The 13,839-nt window shown below is 70.6% G+C and carries 13 protein-coding genes; 3 read left to right on the top strand and 10 right to left on the bottom strand.

The features are described from left to right. Positions 1-98: 98 nt before the first annotated feature. On the bottom strand, positions 99-1,307 hold the full coding sequence (locus E1287_RS37275; protein WP_243719701.1) for a transposase: 1,209 nt from the start codon (positions 1,305-1,307) through the stop codon (positions 99-101). Positions 1,308-1,675: 368 nt separating this feature from the next. Between E1287_RS37275 and murA the strand changes: the two genes are divergently transcribed. Both murA and E1287_RS37265 read left to right on the top strand, forming a co-directional pair. Then, entirely contained in the window at positions 1,676-2,962 is a 1,287-nt protein-coding gene (gene murA / locus E1287_RS37270; RefSeq protein WP_131969996.1) for a UDP-N-acetylglucosamine 1-carboxyvinyltransferase, read from the top strand. A gap of 777 nt (positions 2,963-3,739) precedes the next feature. Beyond that, complete coding sequence (locus tag E1287_RS37265) at positions 3,740-5,071, top strand: transcriptional regulator (RefSeq protein WP_131969993.1); 1,332 nt, start codon at positions 3,740-3,742, stop codon at positions 5,069-5,071. An 85-nt stretch (positions 5,072-5,156) separates the two neighbouring features. Here the strand turns inward: E1287_RS37265 and hisC are convergent, their stop codons facing one another. The 7 genes from hisC to E1287_RS37230 all read right to left on the bottom strand — a co-directional run bounded on the left by hisC (position 5,157) and on the right by E1287_RS37230 (position 10,712). Next, the gene (gene hisC / locus E1287_RS37260) at positions 5,157-6,236 is read right to left on the bottom strand and encodes a histidinol-phosphate transaminase (protein WP_131969992.1); all 1,080 of its coding nucleotides are present in this window, start codon (positions 6,234-6,236) and stop codon (positions 5,157-5,159) included. A gap of 66 nt (positions 6,237-6,302) precedes the next feature. Beyond that, positions 6,303-6,596 carry a DUF6401 family natural product biosynthesis protein gene (locus tag E1287_RS37255; protein ID WP_131969991.1) on the bottom strand — a complete coding sequence of 98 codons (294 nt, stop codon included), beginning with the start codon at positions 6,594-6,596 and terminating at the stop codon, positions 6,303-6,305. A 78-nt stretch (positions 6,597-6,674) separates the two neighbouring features. Continuing rightward, on the bottom strand, positions 6,675-7,370 hold the full coding sequence (locus E1287_RS37250; protein ID WP_131969990.1) for an NUDIX domain-containing protein: 696 nt from the start codon (positions 7,368-7,370) through the stop codon (positions 6,675-6,677). Positions 7,371-7,460: 90 nt separating this feature from the next. Next, positions 7,461-8,828 carry a flotillin family protein gene (locus tag E1287_RS37245; protein ID WP_131969989.1) on the bottom strand — a complete coding sequence of 456 codons (1,368 nt, stop codon included), beginning with the start codon at positions 8,826-8,828 and terminating at the stop codon, positions 7,461-7,463. A 153-nt stretch (positions 8,829-8,981) separates the two neighbouring features. Beyond that, the gene (locus tag E1287_RS37240; RefSeq protein ID WP_131969988.1) at positions 8,982-9,164 is read right to left on the bottom strand and encodes a hypothetical protein; all 183 of its coding nucleotides are present in this window, start codon (positions 9,162-9,164) and stop codon (positions 8,982-8,984) included. A gap of 115 nt (positions 9,165-9,279) precedes the next feature. Further along, positions 9,280-9,969 (bottom strand): hypothetical protein, encoded by a 690-nt coding sequence (locus E1287_RS37235; RefSeq protein ID WP_131969987.1) that lies wholly within the window; start codon positions 9,967-9,969, stop codon positions 9,280-9,282. Between the two features lie 71 nt (positions 9,970-10,040). Next, complete coding sequence (locus E1287_RS37230; RefSeq protein WP_243719700.1) at positions 10,041-10,712, bottom strand: lysophospholipid acyltransferase family protein; 672 nt, start codon at positions 10,710-10,712, stop codon at positions 10,041-10,043. 409 nt (positions 10,713-11,121) lie between these two features. Here E1287_RS37230 and E1287_RS37225 point away from each other — a divergent pair, with 409 nt between their 5' ends. After that, positions 11,122-11,478: an STAS domain-containing protein gene (locus tag E1287_RS37225; protein WP_131969986.1), complete on the top strand. Its 357-nt coding sequence runs from the start codon at positions 11,122-11,124 to the stop codon at positions 11,476-11,478. Between the two features lie 9 nt (positions 11,479-11,487). Here E1287_RS37225 and E1287_RS37220 read toward each other — a convergent pair whose 3' ends face one another. Both E1287_RS37220 and E1287_RS37215 read right to left on the bottom strand, forming a co-directional pair. Then, on the bottom strand, positions 11,488-12,318 hold the full coding sequence (locus E1287_RS37220) for a glutamate ABC transporter substrate-binding protein (protein ID WP_131969985.1): 831 nt from the start codon (positions 12,316-12,318) through the stop codon (positions 11,488-11,490). 11 nt (positions 12,319-12,329) lie between these two features. After that, the coding region (locus E1287_RS37215; RefSeq protein WP_347814003.1) for a hypothetical protein at positions 12,330-13,839 on the bottom strand (1,510 nt) is incomplete at its 5' end.

The raw sequence follows: 13,839 nt of genomic DNA, 5'->3' as shown, positions 1-13,839 counted from the left end.
TCGGCGACCCGGTCGAGGTCCTCGAAACCGCCGACGCCCCGCCCGCCTGATCACGGCCCCAACCTCGCCGCCCTCCCTCCGCGGCCTACGACCCGGCCCTAAGGGCTGGGCTTGCGGCTCGTGACAGTCCCTGACGGTGGAGACGGTGACACGGCCGCATAGGGCATGTTGACGAATGCCCACGCCGTTCGTGCGCGTGCTCGCACGTTCACGGCGGCGATGTGGTCGGCGGGGCCAGCGAGCCCGCACACGACACAGCAGAAGTCGTCCCGGGCGGGACGGTTCTTGCGGGAGACGTGCCCGCAGCGCGGGCAGCCCTGGGAGGTGTAGTGCGCGTCCACCTCGATCACCGGTACCCCGGCCCGCTGGGCCTTGTAGGCGAGGAAGGTTCCGAGTTGGTGGAACGGCCAGGACGCCATGGTGGCCCGCTGGTGCCGCGCAACCCTTGTCCGGTCGCGGATGCCGCCCAGGTCTTCCAGGGCGACCCCGCGTCCGGTGCGTTCGGCATCGGCCACCACCGTCTTGGCGATGGTGTGGTTGACATGCGCGGCGTGCCGGGCCTCCCGCCGCGCCCGCACCTTCAATTTGCGTTTGGCGGACTTGCTGCCCTTGGCCTGCAGTTGGGCCCGCACCCTGGCCATCCGGCGCCGGTACCTCTCCAGCCCCCGCCCCTGATGGTCGGTGCCGTCGCTGGTGGTGGCCAGGTTGGCGATCCCCCGGTCCACCCCGATCCAGTCGGCCGGGTCGGCGTTCAGCGGCGCTTCGGAAATGTCGCAGGTCGCGACCAGGAACCACTTCCCGCCCCGGCACACCAGGTCCGACTCGCCCCGCCGATGCCCGGCAAGGGTCTTCAACTGGCCGGGCTCGCCGGTGAAGGGCACGCCTTTCAACCGGCCCGCCACGGTCCAGATCGACACGGTCCGCGCGTCCATCTGCCACGACAGGCACCGGTCGTCGAACGGCTGCGCAGCGTCCGGCCGGAACCGGATCGGCCTGCTCCCGGCCTTGGCCCGGCGCGGGGAGCCCTCCTTGCCGAGCCGCCCGGCACGGATCTGGCCGCGCAGGGTGGCGTAGGCGTCGGCCACGCGTTTGATCACGTGCTGGGCGGCCTGCGCCCCCAGCCCGGCGGCCTTCAACTCGCCGTAGGTAAGGCGGCGCAGGTCGAACACCCGGCCTGTCAGGCCGAACTCCTCGAACGCCACCCGCGACACCCGGTTCGCGCCCTTGTTGACCACGTCCAGAGTCGCCGCCAGTGCCGACGCCTGCTCCGGCGTCGGCAGCAGCTTCACCTGGACCACGATCTTCACACCCGCGACCGTAGCGGTAGGTGCCGACAAAATCACTCAACGCGAACACGATCATGAAAGGCGGCCGATGACCGGAAGGTCCCGCACACCACATCAGGAGGCGCTCCGCCCCCGGAGAACCGGAAGCGAATCCTCCCGGCCCTAAGGATCGGGGCTTCTCGCTAGAAGCCTGCTGAACTTTCTCCGCCTGGTGGGCATCCCAACGAAACAGACTGATGCCCACGTGGCGCGGGCCGGACCCGATACACCCGGCCCGATGGTTTACTGGGGTCGCGTTGGCGCAGAGGGGGGACCGTTCGGCGCGCTCGGCCCTCGTGCTCCCACTTGCAGGCACTATCCGCACTGAGAAGGAGTAAGGCGGCATGAGCATGGGCCACGAGGTTCGTTATCGCGTGCGCGGCGGCCGGCGGCTGCACGGCACCGTATTCGTCCAGGGCGCCAAGAACGCGGTCCTGCCGATGATCGGCGCCTCGCTGATGGCCTGCAAGGGCCGGACCGTCCTGCGCAACGTCCCGATCATCGAGGACGTCCGGCGCGCCGTGGAGCTCGCGCGGGCGGTGGGGGCGAAGGCGGAGCTGCACGAGACCGAGCGCACCCTGGTGATCGACGCGTCGTCGCTGAGCAGCCCGGTGCTGCCCGCCGACATCGCGTCCCGGTTCCGCGGCTCGTTCCTCTTCGTCCCCGCGCTGCTGCACCGGCTCGGCGAGGCGGTCATCGAGGGCGTCGGCGGCTGCAACCTCGGCAGCCGCAACCTCGACTTCCACTACAACGGCTTCAAGCGGATGGGCGCCACGGTCACCGAGCACGTGGCCGACAACGGCGACGGCATCATCCACATCAAGGCCGGCGACCTGCGCGGCGGGACGCTCTACTGCGACACCCCCTCGCACACCGGCACCGAGAACCTGATCATGGCGGCGGCGCTCGCCCGCGGCACCACGCTGATCAAGAACGCGGCGCTGGAGCCCGAGGTGCTCGACAACATCGCGATCCTGCAGGCGATGGGCGCCCGGATCAGCGGCGGCGGCACCGGGTTCGTCACCGTCGAGGGCGTGGACGAGCTGACCGCCGTCGAGCACACCGTGATGCCCGACCGGATCGACGCGGGCGTGTTCGTGATGGCCGCCGCGATCACCGGCGGCGACCTGAACCTCGTCGGCGCCACGCTGGAGCACCTCGGCGTCGCGGCCGACAAGCTGGAGCAGATGGGCCTGGAGTTCCACCAGCAGGGCGCGGTCCTGCAGGTCCGCCGCGACCGGACGCTGCGCCCGATCAACGTCATCACCGACGAGTACCCCGGCTTCGCCACCGACCTGCAGTCGCCGATCATGGCGCTGTCCTGCCTCGCCGAGGGGCCGTCCTACATCTACGAGCGGATCTTCGACGGCCGGTTCAAGCTGGCCGACGAGCTGGGCAAGATGGGCGCCGACATCGAGGTGGACGGCAACCGGGCCAAGGTGAACGGGCCGCGCGGCCTGCGCGGCGCCGAGGTCGAGGCCCACGACCTGCGCTGCGGCAGCGCGCTCATCCTCGCCGGCCTCGCCGCCGAGGGCGAGACCACGATCACCTCGGGCTACTACCTGGACCGCGGCCACGCCCACACCGCCGAGCGCCTCTCGCAGCTCGGCGCCGAGATCGTCCGCGAGGCCGACTAGCCCTCCCGCAGTACCGCGGCCGCGCGCCCCGAGGCGCCGTCCGAGCGAGCCGCTCGGACGGCGCCTCGGGTGCTCGTGGGGGCGGTTCTCGGCGTGGACGGCTGAATCGGCCGAATGTGGCCCCGTTCTGACCAACTCCGGAGTAGCCCCTGACGGGTCGTGTAACGGACAGCCGGGAAATCCATCAGCGGTAAGTGATCACACGATCACGGATTGCTGCGCGCTCGCGTCCCGGGCCGTCCGGCCAGGTCGCACTGAGCTGGGAAGAAACCAGTGGAACGGTCCCGTTCGGACGGACCGTAATCCGGTAGAAAATCACCGGCCCGGATGATCGGCCCGGCCGTAACGGATCACTCGTCTTTCCGGCCCGATCGGCATCGGGACGGACGGGTTTCGGCCTTGCGTAAACCAAACCCGCTCCGTACGGGTCTTCCCAGTGCGCAACAGCGTCAGAACGGCCGTCCGCGGATGATTTCGGGTCTTGTTTTTCAACTTCGGACGACCGAAGATGCAGGATCATGACTGGCCGAATGGTGACAAATTACTGACTAGGGGGTCGCGTAGGTTACTTTTTCGCAGCACTCTTGATTCGATTTCGGGTCTGAGCGTCACACAACGGCGTCCTGACCCGATCTGCCCACGAGGCAGTGAAGAGCGGTGCTGGGTCAGAAGGCAGGGGCTACATGCCATGAGTCAACGGTTGGGCGGAGCGTGCGCGAACGCGTGGTCGGGGCCGGACCCCCGCCGAGAGGATGGACCGGAAGCGAGCGATCATCGATGACGGCCGCACGAACGGGGTCGGTCACCCCCGACCTCACGATCGGCGTCGTGGGCCCCCATGACCTGGTCGAAAGGGTCATGCTGATGGGCCACGGCCCCACGCCGGTACCGAGCCGGCTGGTGGCCGCCGCCTACCGAGACGAGCAGGAGGCCGCCGACAAGGTCGTGCGGCTGGGATCGGGCGTGGACGTGTGCCTGTTCGCCAGTCCCGTCCCATACGACTTCGCGCGAAAAGCGGGCGTCCTCACCATGCCCGCCACCTACGTCCCGCTGAACGGCGCCGCGCTGCAAGGAGCGTTACTGCGGGCCTCACTGGACGAGCGCTTCGACCCGTCCAGGGTGAGCATCGACGTGCTCGGCCGCGCCGAGGTCGAGGAGGCGTACTCCGAGATCAGCCTGGGCACCGAGCAGGTCCACCTCCGCGAGGAGTCCGCGGGTCCTGGCACGCTCGCCGCCTTCCATGAGCGGCTGTGGCGGCGCGGCGCGACGACCGTCGCGATGACCTGCGTACACGCCACCGCGGAACGGATGGAGATGGCCGGCGTGCCGACCATCCGGGTCCGTCCGACCGGGGCTGCCATCCGCAGTTCCCTGCAGACCGCCGCGCTGCTCGGCGCGCACCACCGCCTGGAGGAGTCCCAGCTCGTCGTCGTGCTGGTGGACGTCCCCACCCTCCGCGAGACGCCCCGCCGCGTCACCCCGCGCTACTGGCGGGACGAGCTGAAACTCGCCCTCCACCGCGTCCTCCTGCAGGAGGCGCACCGGATGAACGCGTCCGTCTGGCCGCTGGACGACCACAGCTACCTCGTCATCGCGACCCGCGGCTCCGTCACCACGTCCACCGAGGGGTTCCGGACGCCCCCGTTCGTCGAACGCGTCCGCGAGGAGCTCGGCCTCGCCATCGAGGTCGGCATCGGCATGGGCCGCACCGCGCACGAGGCGGAGAACCACGCCCGCGCCGCCCTCGCCCGTTCCCAGAGCTCCCAGCGCGCGCAGGGCTTCGCGCTCGACCGCGACGGCCGGGCCCTCGTCCCCGCGCCGCGCACCCCGCCGCGCACGCAGCCGCAGGCCAAGCCCAAGGGCCTGGAGATCCTCGCGCGGCTCGCCGACAAGCTCGGCGACCAGGAGCAGCCGCTGATCGTGGACGCGGAGAACGCCGGCAAGATGCTCGGCGTCACCCCGCGCACCGCCCGCCGCCTCCTGCGCACCCTCGTCGAGGAGGGCCTCGCCTGGCCGCTGCCCCCGAACCGGACGCCGCAGCCCGGCCGTCCGCGCCAGCTCTACCGCCTGATCGTCGAGAAGCTCGGCCCCACGGCCAAGACAAGCTGACGAGGGCGACGCGGCATGCCCCCGGACGCGACCCGCGTCCGGGGGCATGCCCAACCGTTCGGTAGCGGCCGTTCGAGGCGGCCGTTCAGTTGCGGTGCGGGAAGGACTTGGCGACGGCGAGGAACGCGTCGTTCTCCTCCGGGGAGCCGATCGAGACGCGGGCGCCCTCACCGGCGAACGGGCGGACGCTTACCCCCTGCGCGTCGCAGGCCTCGGAGAACTCCATCGTCCGGGCGCCGAGGCGCAGCCAGACGAAGTTGGCCTCGGTGGGGGGGACCGTCCAGCCGTCGGCGATCAGGGCGTCGCGGACGCGGTCGCGCTCCTTCACCGTCCCCTCGACGCGCTCCAGCAGCTCGTCCGTGGCCGCCAGGGACGCGACGCCCGCGGCCTGCGCGACCGAGTTCACGCTGAACGGCAGGAACGTCTTGCGGATCGCCCCCGCCACCAGCGGGTGCGCGACGAGGAACCCGATCCGGAGGCCGGCGAGCCCGTACGCCTTGGAGAACGTCCGCAGGATCGCCAGGTTCGGGCGGTCGCCGTAGAGGGTGAGGCCGTCCGGGACGCCGTCGTCGCGGATGTACTCGCGGTACGCCTCGTCCAGCACCACCAGGCAGTCGGACGGGACGCGGTCCAGGAACGCCTCGATCTCCGCCCGCCGGACGACCGTGCCCGTCGGGTTGTTCGGGTTGCAGACGAAGATCAGCCGCGTCCGGGGGGTGATCGCCGCGGCCATCGCGGACAGGTCGTGCGTCTCGTCCCGCAGCGGCACCTGCACGGCCGTCGCGCCTGAGAGCGACACCAGCAGCGGGTACGCCTCGAACGACCGCCACGCGTACACGACCTCCGCGCCCGGCTCGGCGACCGCCTCCAGCAGCATCTGCGTCATGCCCACCGAGCCGCAGCCGACCGCCACATGGTCGGCGGGGACGCCGTGGAACTCCGCGATCGCCTCGGTCAACGCGGTCGCGTTGTTGTCCGGGTACCGGTTGACGTTCCGCGCCGCCTCGCCGATCGCGTCCACGACCGACGGGAGCGGGCCGTGCGGCGACTCGTTCGACGACAGCTTGAACGAGCGGCCCTCGGGCGACACCACGACCTTGCCGGGCTTGTAGGCCACGAACCGGTCGAGGACGGAGCGGAAGCGCGGAGTGGTTGCCTCGGACACCGTTGTCCTCCAGTTTGCGGATGCGCAGGGGGTTGATGATCCCTGGCCGGGGTGATGATCCCCAGCCTATGCAGCGTCCCGCATCATCCAGCAAACCGCCACGATCCGGACGAACTCCCAGTCCCGGGTATCATCCGGCCACCAGCCGCGGTTGAAGGCGTTCTCGGCGAACTCATGCAGGTAGCCCATCAACTCGTCCTCGCCGGGCGGGCGGCCGGGCGCGCCGAGCTCCTCTCGCAGGCCCGCCACATGCTGGTCGACGGCCGCCGCCAGCCCCGGCGACCCGGCCATCTCCGCGACACCGGCGTCCCCGATGTCCCGCACGAGCAGGCTGAGCATTTCGGACGACTCACCGTTCATAGCCAGCGAAAATAGCAACCGTCCCGCCATGCCCGCGACATCACCCCAGCTCACCGCCCCCGGTCACGGGGAGCCTACTCACGGGCCGAGATCGCGGCCGCGGGGGGACGGCCGGAGCATCGGCGGGCGCAGTTGCTCGGCGTCCCCGCGCCGGTACAGCCGCGCCGGACGGCCGCCGTCGCGGGTCGTCGTCTGCTCGGTCGGGATGAGGAACCGGTCGGCCCCGGTGACCTTCCGGTGGAAGTTCCGCGGGTCGAGGCTCGTCCCCCAAACGATCTCGTAGACCCGGCGCAGCTCCGCGACGGTAAATTCCGGTGGGCAGAAAGCGGCGGCCAGCGAGGTGTACTCCAGCTTCGCCCGCGCCCGCTCCATGCCGTCGCACAGGATCCGCCGATGGTCGAACGCCGCCCTGTCCTGGTGGACGAGATCGTCCACGGCCGTCCACAGCACCTGCGCGCGGCTGGACGCCGGAAGATCAGGCGCCAACCCCAGATACGCGACGCTCACGACCCGCTGCCGAGGGTCACGATCGGGATACCCGTATGTGGCGAGCTGCTCCAGATGGATCCGGACGTCCGCCAGCCCCGCCCGTTCCGCCATCAGCCGCGACGCAGCAGCCGGAAGGTCCTCGTCAAGCTGGATGAACCCGCCCGGCAGCGACCAGGCGCCGAGGTACGGGTCCCGGTCGCGGCGCCACCGCAGCGCGCACAGCCGCTGCTCCCGCACGGTGAGCACGACAAGATCGACAGAGACGGCGAGCCGCGGGACGGACATGCGGGAAGTCTATTGGGGGACGGCCCTCGCGCCCCGTGGACATGAGAAGGCCCGGCGCCAAGGCCGGGCCTATCCATGCGACGACCAGGATCAGTCGTCTTCCTTCTTCTTTTCGGCGGCGTCCTTGGGGGCCTCCACCGGCACCGTCGCGGGGACGGTCGTGGTGTGGCCGTTCTGGGAGTTGCCGTCCGCGACGTTCAGGTTGCCCAGGAGCTGGCGGGCGACGCCGAGGCCGGTGCCGCCGAGCGTCAGCGCCTTGGCGAGCATGTCCTCGATGCCCTGGGCCCCGTTCAGCACGACCATGTTGTCGACGTTGCCGAACACGCCCGCGCCGGCCTCGACGATCTGCGGCCACTGCTCGGCGAGCTGCTGCGCGATGACGGCGTCGGTGTTCTTGGCGAGCGCCTCCGCCCGGGCCTTGATCGCCTCCGCCTCGGCGAGGCCCTTCTGACGGGTCGCGTGGGCTTCGGCGTCACCGCGCAGCCGGGTCGCCTCCGCCTCCCGCTGCGCCCGCAGCTGGATCTCGGTCGCCGCCGCCTGGGCCTGCGCGATCCGCTCCTCACGCTCGGCCTCGGCCAGCTTGACCTGCTCGTACGCCTTGGCGTCCGCGGGCTTGCGGATCTCGCTCTCCAGCCGCTTCTCGGTCCGCTCGGCCTCCAGCTCGGCGTTGCGGGTCTCCCGGGTGATGACCTCCTGGCGGGCCTGCTGCTCGGCCTGCTTCACCTGGCCGTCGTACTCGGCCTTCTTGATCTGGGTGTCGCGGATGACCGCCGCGTTCTCCCGCTCGGTCTCCTGCTCCCGGACGGTCGCCTCCTGATTCCGCTCGGCCTCGGCGATCCGGGCGGCGGCGGCGACCCGGGCCGCGTGCGGGCGCCCGAGGTTGCGGATGTAGCCGGTCTCGTCGTCGATCTCCTGTATCTGCAGCGAGTCCACGATGAGGCCGAGCTTGCTCATCTCGTCCGCCGCCGACCCGCGGGTCTCGGACGTGAGCCGCTCCCGGTTGAGGATGAGGTCCTCGACGGTGAGGTTGCCGATGATCGACCGGAGATGGCCGGTGAACAGCTCGTGGATGGCGCCGTCCATCGACTTCTGCTGCTCCAGGAAGCGGCGCGCTGCGTTGGCGATCGAGACGAAGTCGTCCCCGACCTTGTAGATGACCACGCCGCGGACCTTCACCGGGATGCCCTGCTGCGTCACGCAGTTCACTTCGAGGTTGGACGCGCGGCTGTCCAGCCGCAGCCGCCGGGACGTCTGGAAGCCGGGCATGACCGCGGTGCCCTTACCCGTCACGATCTTGAACCCGAGGCTGTCCACGCCGTCGATCGGCTTGGACCTGGCGCCGAGCCCGGAGATGATCAGCGCCTCGTTCGGCTCCGCGACCCGCCAGATGAGCTTGAACAAGATGATCAACACGAGAAGTGCGACGACGGCTGCGATCGCAACGACAAGCACGGGCATACGGCCTCCTCTTCGGTTGTGAGCGGCCGGCCCCCGAAGCCAGGCACGTCCGCGTTTCCCAATAGACGCAACGGACGACCATCCGGTTCGCCCCTGGATACGCCTCATTCTGGGACAACGCCCCAGAGACCCCTCCCGGCAGCGGGGCCCCTGCTACCCCCCGAACGCGGCCGCCACGTACACCGTGCGCGGCGGGTGATACTCGACCACGACGACGATCGTCCCGACGCCGATCTCGTCACGCGGATCGACGGGATGCGCGTAGAACGCCTCGACCCCGCCGCGGACCGGGATCATCACCTCCCCGACCGTCCCGGGAGCGACCCTGCCGGTCACCCGGCCCTCCTTACCGATCAACGACACTCCCTGGTCCAACGGCCCGGAGCCACTCCCCGCGCAACGTAAACCGAACGCTATCCGCAACAACCGCCATATGCACCGGGAGGAGGGGCTACGGCAGGATCTTGGTGGCGTGGGCGCGGGAGGCTCGGGCCAGGCGTTCGGCTTCGGCGCGGGTGGCGGTGGGGCCGTAGAGGGTGATGGTGGCCAGGTAGTGGCGGCCGCGGAAGACGACGTACCAGGTGCGGGTGTGGGCGGCGCCGCTGACGGTGGCGACGCCGACGGTGCGGGAGCCCTCGCCGATCTCGCCCTTCGGGGTCTCGACGACGCGGTGGTCGGCGCGGTGGGAGCCGACCCTGGTGCGGAACGTCAGGCAGTCGGGGGGGACGCGGGCGTTGACCTGCTTCTCGGCGTCCGCGGCGGGCATGCCCATCAGCGTCTCGGTGACGGTCATGCCCTTCTTGGCGAACGTGACGAGGGCCGCGGGGACGTCTGTGTCGACGGTGCCGCCGGGACGGCTCGTCCCGCACTGGGGCTTGTCGAGGACGGTGTCCCGCTGGAGCCTGGCGGCGTTCTGGACGGCCTTGAGCGTCCCGTACTCCCCGGCGTCCGGCTCGCTCGCGCGGCGGTAGCCGGGGACGTGCACAAGGAGCGCCTGGCGTAGTTCGTCGGCGGTGTAGCCGACGCCCGCGATCTCGGCGGGGGCGGTGCCGTGGACGGGACGGGCGCGTTCACCGCCGCCGCCGCACGCGGTGGCGGCGGCCGTCGACAGCAGCACGATCGGGAGGAGCCTCTGCGCCATGGCGGTGACCCTAAGCGCAGAAGGGGCGAGTCGCCGCGGACGACACGCGTTCGGGACGAAACGCCCCCGAGTCACCCTTGTTCGGCGCGGTCGTTGTACTCGGCGGCGTACTCCTGGCCGGACATCTTCTGGATCGTCTCGACGATCTCGTCGGCGATGGCGCGGCGGGCCTTGGCGGGCGGCAGGTCGCGGTAGTGGGAGAAGTCCATCGGCGGCCCGATGCGGACGGTGGGGCGGGGGCCGAACACGCGCGGCAGGGACGCGCCGATGGGCTGGATCTTCTCGGTGCCCTCCAGCGCGACGGGCAGGACGCGGGCGCCGGACTCCAGGACGAGCCAGCCGATGCCGGTGCGGGCGCGGTAGAGCCGTCCGTCCGGGGAGCGGGTGCCCTCCGGGTAGATCGCGAACGCGCCGGCGTTCTCCAGGACCTCTGCGGCCTGCTCAAGGGCGCCCATCGCGGCGCGCCTGGCGCCGCGCCGGACGGGCACGTGCCCGAGGTTGGTGAGGAACCAGCGGACGAAGCTCTTCTTGAGCCCGCCGCCCTCGAAGTAGGCGGCCTTGGCGATGTAGGTGACGGGACGCGGGACGGCGAGGGGGATGATGAAGCTGTCGATGAACGACAGGTGGTTGCTCGCCACGATCAGCGGCCCGTAGCTCGGCACGTTCTCGCCACCGACGACGCGGGGGCGGAAAAGCAGCCAGAGGATCGGACGCACCACGCGCGTCATGAACGTGTAGAACACCCGGCCCTCCCGAATTCGCCCACCGCCACTGTAACGTCTGCGCCGATCCGCCCCCGGGTCAGCGGCCGCCTTTCAACGCGCGGGACCGGTCAGGAATTGGCCATCCGCAGGTCAAGCATGCCGCCCAGGGACTTATCCGCCATTCCTTACTATGTAGTAAGTTTCGCTTGAGTAAGTTATTGTGACGTTTCCCGGATGTCCCGGGACGCGGCGGGACGCTCCGGATGGTCCCGTCGGGTAGTGTCTAGAGCAGGTACGGGGCGGGCCGTCCGGGCGTGTTACGGTCCGGGGCGCCACCGGGCGACCTGGTCCTTTTCCCGGGAAGAGCTTGGAATGCGGGCACGGGTGCGCAATCCTGAGGAGTCACCTGAGATGGCCGGGTACCGCCGGAGTGGGGCGTGAGGTGACCATGGACTTCGACATCAACCTGATGCGCGACGACCGCTGCACCCTCGTACGTGTGCACGGGGACATCGACGTGGTGTCCCGTACGCGCTTCGAGGAGGCGCTGTTCGAGGTCGTGGACTCCGGCGAGCCCATGGTCGTGGACATGCGCGAGGTCACGTTCTGCGACTCGACGGGCCTGAACGCGATCGTCGCCGCCAACCGCCGCGCCACCGAGCGCGGCACCGTCGTCGCGCTGGTCGCGCTGCCGCCGCGGGTCCAGCGGGTCTTCCACATCACCGGGATCGACAAGTTCATCCCGATCTACGACACGCTCCGCGAGGCGCTGAGCGCGCTCCCGTCCACCACCACCCGCTCCTGACCCGCCGTCTCAGCTGCAGCCCTCGAACTGGGGGACGCCGGTGTTCAGCTTGAGGCCCGACTTGCCGAACCACTTGGTCAGCAGGCGCTGCGCCGTGCCGTCCTGGTACATGCGGGTGATGGCGCGGTTGACCTCCTCGCAGCCTTTCAGGTCGCCCTTCTTGAGGCCGACGCCGTACTTCTCGTCCGTGAACGGCGCGTTGATCATCCGTCCGGGGCGGCCGGCGGCGAACCCGGCGAGGATGAGGTCGTCGGTCGAGACGGCGTCGAGGCGGCCCGCGGCGAGAGCGTCCATGCAGGCCCCGTAGGTGTTCACGGTGACCGGCTGCGCGGCGACCTTGCGCTCCTCGATGACGCGGCGCCACGAGTTGGAGCCGGTCACCTCACAGATCCGCTTGCCCTTCAGGTCCCGCACGTCGTTGATCGCGGCGGCGTCGGCGCGGACGAAGGTGTCCTGGTGGGCGACGTAGTACGGGCCGCCGAACGTGACGTCCATCTTGCGCTTGGCGGTGATCGAGTACGTCGCGACGATCATGTCGACGGTGCCCTTGGCGAGGGCCTCCTCCCGGACGGACGAGTTCGTCGTCCTGAAGGTGATGCGGTTCTTCGGCACGCCCAATTCGGCCGCGATGTAGGTGGCGACGTCGACGTCGAAGCCCTCGTACGTCCCGTCCGGGCGTTTGACGCCGAGGGCCGGCTGGTCCTCCTTCACGCCGATGACTAGGGACTCCTTGTGGGACATGCTCTCCTTCTCCGAGCCGCCGAGGCCGCAGCCCGACAGCGCGGCCGCGGCGACCAGGGCGGCGGCGGCGGCCCGGTGAGGCCGGGGGGTGGCGCGCATGTTCGTCTCCTTCACCGGAACTCGGCCAGCCGGGGACGGACCCCCGCGAAGATCAGCAGGGCGATCACGGCGGCGCCGCCGGCCGGGACGGCCTTCCAGCCGCGCAGGCCGCCGTCCGCGTCCTCGATCTCCTTGTCGAAGGACTTCTGGTGGACGGCCGTCAGCTCGCCCAGCGCCTTGTCGTAGGCGCCGAAGTCGCGGATCGCGCCGGACGTGCGCCCCATCCGCATGTCGATGGCGCCCGCCCGGTTCCCGGACGACGCGAGCCGCCGCATCTCCGCGTCGTTGCGCAGGACGGTCCGGTACGCGTCGAGCGTCCGCTGCAACGCCTCCGCTTCGCGGCCCTTCTCCATGCGGCGGGCCTCGTCCCCGAAGAAGCCGAGGAACGGGACGGCCTTCTGGCCGGGCTTGTACGGGCCCAGCTTCTGCTCAAGGCCCGCGTAGTAGTTCTCCAGGTTCACGGGCTTGTCGCCGATGTCCGGCTGGATGACCGACAGCGACTTGTCGAGATAGGTCTGCTCGTAGGTGTCGGCGCGTCCGGGGTCGAGGAGGTAGCGGCTCTCGTCGGCGAACGCGCTGTGGCTGATCGCGCGGGCCCTGGACAGCTGCAGGATCGAGTCGAAGCCGTCCTCCTTGGCCTTCTTGATGTGCCCGGCCTGCGCCGTCAGGAGGGCCGCGCCGACGCCGGTGAGCGCGAGCGCGGCGAGCGTCGCGAGCACCAGCGCCGGGTTGAGGACGCGGCGGAACGTCCGCGCCAGGTAGAGCTGCGTCGCGACCAGGAACAGCAGGACGATCAGGCCCGTGACCGCGACCCAGGTGCGGCCCGCGAGGACCGCCGAGCGCTTCGTCTCGTACGACTGCCGGACGTGCGCGCCCGTGTCGAGCGTGATGTTGTACGCCTTGGGCAGCAGTTGCAACCTCATCAGGTCGGTCGCCTGGCGGTAGGCCTCGATGACGTCCGGCGGGAGCTGGCCCGGCGCGTGCGCGGCCTGCTCGTCCAGCTTCATGGCCTGGCCGACGAGCCGCTCGTACTTGCCGAGGCCGTCGAGGACCTCCTGGACGGTCCGCCGCAGCGCCGGGTCGCGTCCGGCGAGCTGCGCGGCCATCACGGCGGCGGCGTCCGCCTCCGCGCGGCGCTGCTCGTAGACGCGCAGCGATTCGGCGTAGCCGATGCCGAGGCTGTGCTCGCGGCCGATCAGGAGGATGTTGGACACCTGCGCGTCCATGTCGCTGAGCGCGAAGTACAGCGTGCTGGTCGCGACGACCTGCGGGCCCGCGTCGTGCCCGATCGTCTGGACGGAGTCGCGCGCGTTCCCGATCGCGACGTTCAGGACGATCAGCAGCGCGAGGATGGCGGCCAGGCACAGCGCGACGTGCGTGCCGATGCGGCCGGGGATCGTCCTGAGCCACCGCCCGCGGACGAACGTCGCCAGGCGTCCCTTGCGCGCCGGTGGGTCGGAGTCGACCGGCAGCGGCGGCACGGGCGACGGCGGCGGGACCGGCCGCGGGGCGGGCGGACGG

The sequence above is a fragment of the Actinomadura sp. KC06 genome, from assembly GCF_004348735.1.
Classification (GTDB): Bacteria; Actinomycetota; Actinomycetes; order Streptosporangiales; family Streptosporangiaceae; genus Spirillospora.
Note: the sequence above shows the minus strand (reverse complement) of the source record. Positions and strands in the feature narration are given on the sequence as shown.